This window comes from Okeania sp. SIO2B9 (assembly GCF_010672505.1).
Taxonomy (GTDB): domain Bacteria; phylum Cyanobacteriota; class Cyanobacteriia; order Cyanobacteriales; family Microcoleaceae; genus Okeania; species Okeania hirsuta.
In genome coordinates, this window is sequence record NZ_JAAHGK010000760.1 from 1 (window position 1) to 3,821 (window position 3,821).

At 36.9% G+C, this 3,821-nt stretch carries 3 protein-coding genes; 2 read left to right on the forward strand and 1 reads right to left on the reverse strand.

From position 1 onward, the window contains the following. Nucleotides 1–551, forward strand: a 551-nt coding sequence (locus F6K13_RS22930; protein ID WP_287288489.1) for a choice-of-anchor K domain-containing protein, incomplete at its 5' end; no start/stop codon positions are given. A gap of 129 nt (nucleotides 552–680) precedes the next feature. On the opposite strand, the gene typA is transcribed toward F6K13_RS22930, so the two are convergent. Next, on the reverse strand, nucleotides 681–2,471 hold the full coding sequence (typA, locus tag F6K13_RS22935) for a translational GTPase TypA (protein WP_124144246.1): 1,791 nt from the start codon (nucleotides 2,469–2,471) through the stop codon (nucleotides 681–683). 461 nt (nucleotides 2,472–2,932) lie between these two features. On the opposite strand from typA, the gene F6K13_RS22940 reads away from it, so the two are divergent. Next, on the forward strand, nucleotides 2,933–3,346 hold the full coding sequence (locus F6K13_RS22940; protein ID WP_124144247.1) for a SufE family protein: 414 nt from the start codon (nucleotides 2,933–2,935) through the stop codon (nucleotides 3,344–3,346). The last annotated feature ends 475 nt before the right edge of the window (nucleotides 3,347–3,821 follow it).

Genomic DNA, 3,821 nt, shown 5'->3' on the forward strand with positions numbered 1-3,821 from the left:
CGTTCAGAAATTATGTTCAGTATGATGGCTTAAGTTTCAGCACGGATGTAAATACTTTATTTGCTGTTGGTGATTTAACTTATCGTAATGGTGTTACTTACTATGGTTTTAATGGAGACTTTCCTCTAGAGGTTGAACTGTCTTTTACTAATCCTTTCAACAATGCAGAAAGCTTCAACTACACCTTCAATATTTTCAATACTCCTAACATCTACAACGACCCAGTTTTAGATGGAGATATACTTCTTTTTACTGCTAATGGTCTGACAAATGATTCTTTTAACTTTGCTGGAGTAGATTACACGTTGAAATTAGCTGGTTTTTCTAGTGACGGTGGTAATACTTTTCTTGGTGTGTTTAATTCCCCAGAAGATTCAGTAGCAAATGCAATATTATATGCTGAAATTATCAAGGTTGATGTTCCCGAACCCACAACAATAATTGCTCTGGGTTTATTCGGTATTTACTTAACAGGTTCATTACACATCTCTAGAAAAGAGGCAACAGGCAACAGGCAACAGGCAACAGGATACATAATTGACAGTTTATAGATAAGAATTGCTTTTATTTTTGGAGATGTCTATGTTGTCGCTCAAGTGCAACGTCAGGAGGATATCAATCAATTGTTATTAGCAGTGTCAGTCTAGTAGGGTGTGAAGTTACACACCCTACAAAATTAATTATCTCTTCACCAACTTCTTACTCACCTTCCGCAACCGAACTGACTCAGGAGTAATCTCCACCAACTCATCCGGTCCGATATATTCCAAAGCTCGCTCCAAACTCATATCCACAGGCGTTTGCAACTGCACCAATTCATCCCCAGTTGCAGAACGATGGTTAGTCAACTGCTTAGTTTTGCACACATTCAAATCCAAATCTTGAGGACGGTTATGCTCCCCTACAATCATACCCTTATAAACCTTAGTACCAGGAGTAATGAAAAACACTCCACGGTCTTCAGCATTTTTCAACGCATAAAAAGTTGCCACACCTTCCTCAAATACAATAATCACCCCATTGCGTCGCGCCTCAATTTCACCAATAAACGGACGATAATCTAAGAAACTGTGGTTCATAATACCTTCCCCGCGAGTCAAACGCATAAACTCACCCCGGAAACCAATCAAACCACGAGCAGGAACAGAAAAATCTAACTGAGTACGACCATTTGTACCCACCTGCATATTCTGCATTTCACCTTTGCGTTGACCTATTCTTTCAATACAACCACCAACAGCATCTTCAGGAACATCCATTACTAAAAGTTCAAATGGTTCGCATGGTTGACCATTTACTTCTCGATAAATAACTTGAGGTTGGGAAACTTGAAACTCATAACCTTCTCGACGCATGGTTTCAATCAAAATACCTAAGTGTAGTTCCCCACGACCAGAAACAGAAAATTTCTCTGGAGAGTCAGTTTCCTCTACTCGCAATGCAACATTAGTTTCTAACTCTCGCATCAAGCGATCGCGCACTTGTCGAGAAGTTACAAATTTTCCTTCCTTACCAGCAAATGGAGAGTCATTTACAGAGAAAGTCATTTGCAGAGTAGGTTCATCTACTTTAATTAAAGGTAGTGCTTGAGGTTCGTTAGGACAAGTAATAGTTTCACCAATATTAGCATCACTAAATCCAGCAACTGCCACAAGATTACCAGCAGCAGCTTCTTCAATGTCAATGCGTGCCAAACCTTCAAATCCCATTAGTTTGGAAATTTTTGATTTGACAATACTCCCATCTTCTTTGACAATTGCTGCTTGTTGCCCAGACCTAATCACACCATTATGAATGCGACCTACAACTATTCTGCCCAAATATTCTGAATAGTCGAGAGTTGTTACCTGCAACTGTAGAGGTTTTTCAGGGTCTCCCACTGGTGGTGGGACATGGTCTAAAATAGCATCGAACAAACATTGCATATCTGTTGACTCTACATCCAGTTCTTTTTTGGCGTAACCTGCCAAACCAGAGGCAAATAAATATGGAAAATCACATTGATCGTCATCTGCTCCCAGTTCTATAAATAGGTCTAGAACTTTATCCACCGCAGCGTGGGGGTCAGCTCGGGGACGGTCAATTTTGTTAACAATAACTATTGGCCGTAATCCTTTTTCCAGAGCTTTTTTGAGGACGAAGCGAGTTTGAGGCATTGGGCCTTCATTAGCATCAACAATGAGCAAACAACCGTCCACCATACCAAGGACTCGTTCTACTTCTCCTCCAAAGTCAGCGTGACCGGGGGTATCAACAATATTAATTAGAGTATCCTTGTATCTTACGGCAGTATTTTTGGAAAGAATTGTAATCCCACGTTCCCTTTCCAAGTCGTTGGAGTCCATTACACAATCAGGAACCTCTTCCCCTTCGCGGAAGATACCGGATTGTTTGAGGAGTGAGTCAACTAGGGTTGTTTTGCCATGGTCAACGTGGGCGATGATGGCTACGTTGCGAATAGGAAGAGACATAAGAAGTTTTGATTACAACTATTAGTGTTAAGTTTATTTAACTATTGTACCTGACAGAAGACAAAGATGGGCTAAGTGTAATCTTCAAATTATTTTCAAGTCTCACTATTACTATTACTATATTGGTAATAATTTCATTAGCATTCATACTTACTTATTTTCATTTATAAGTATTTTCATATTAAGTATAAACTTTAGTTCACAAATAAAAAGTGATGTAATTTACTTTTGATAGCTTCTTTGAGTTGATAGTTATTTTTATACCTTTTATAGATAAAAATTGGCATCTAATCTAAATAGCAAGTTCATTTATTTATTCATTCCTTAAGCTTGTATTTTTTGCCAATAAATCTGATATTTAATTAAAGATTTATTTAAGATTTTCTACAATTTACTTCGCACAAAAAATCTGTTATAATTAATTGATTACACAATTACTTTTATTTGTTTGAGTGCTATCTATGGCTTTACCACCATCATTAGAACGTATTGTTAAAAAATTCCAACGGGCATCTTCTAATAAGTTGCGCTATGAACAACTGCTTTGGTACGCAAAAAAATTACCTGATTTTCCAGAAGCTGAAAAGATACCAGAAAACAAGGTTTATGGTTGCCAATCTCAGGTATATATTACTGCCAATTTAAATGATGGTAAGGTTTGGTATCAAGGTGATTCTGATGCTCAGTTAGTGAAGGGATTAGTGGCCTTATTAATTGAGGGAATTAATGGATTAACTCCTGAAGAAATTGAGCAAATCACTCCAGATTTTATTCAAGAAACAGGTTTAGCAGTAAGTTTGACTCCTTCCCGTGCTAATGGTTTTTATAATATTTTTCAAATGATGAAAAGTCAAGCTAATGTATATTCAAAATAACCTAGTTAAAGATTATCTAATAGACATCTTCATCAAATAGGAAATAGGGAAAAGTAATTGACAATTTCTTGATAAGAATTGATTTTATTTTTAATTTTTGGAGAGGTCTAATATATATAATTGAAAACACAAATAATTGACTTTTTTCTGAAAATATAGTACGTATGCTCTCCGTTCCCACAATATATTAACCGAGAATGGAACAAACCTGCACTTTGTATAGGATGCTATTAATGGGAGAGTAATTCCCATTGACTGAAAAAATGGGTCTCAAGCCTTACCCTTTGAGGACGACTTTTCTATTAATTTTTTAGCATTTTCAATTTCTGTTTCTGGTATAGAGTCTATCCACTCTTCAACAATTTGAGTTAAACTTTTGTCCTCCAAAGATGTGTCAACCTGCCCTGAATCTTTTCAACAACTTAGTTTGTTTGATTGATGGTCGGGGAGGATATTAACCAGACACTATACACTA

What these genes read in the sequence shown, in the direction of transcription:
- typA (WP_124144246.1), bottom strand. Translation starts at nt 2,471, where the DNA reads ATGTCTCTTCCTATTCGCAACGTAGCCATCATCGCCCACGTTGACCAT.
- F6K13_RS22940 (WP_124144247.1), top strand. Translation starts at nt 2,933, where the DNA reads ATGGCTTTACCACCATCATTAGAACGTATTGTTAAAAAATTCCAACGG.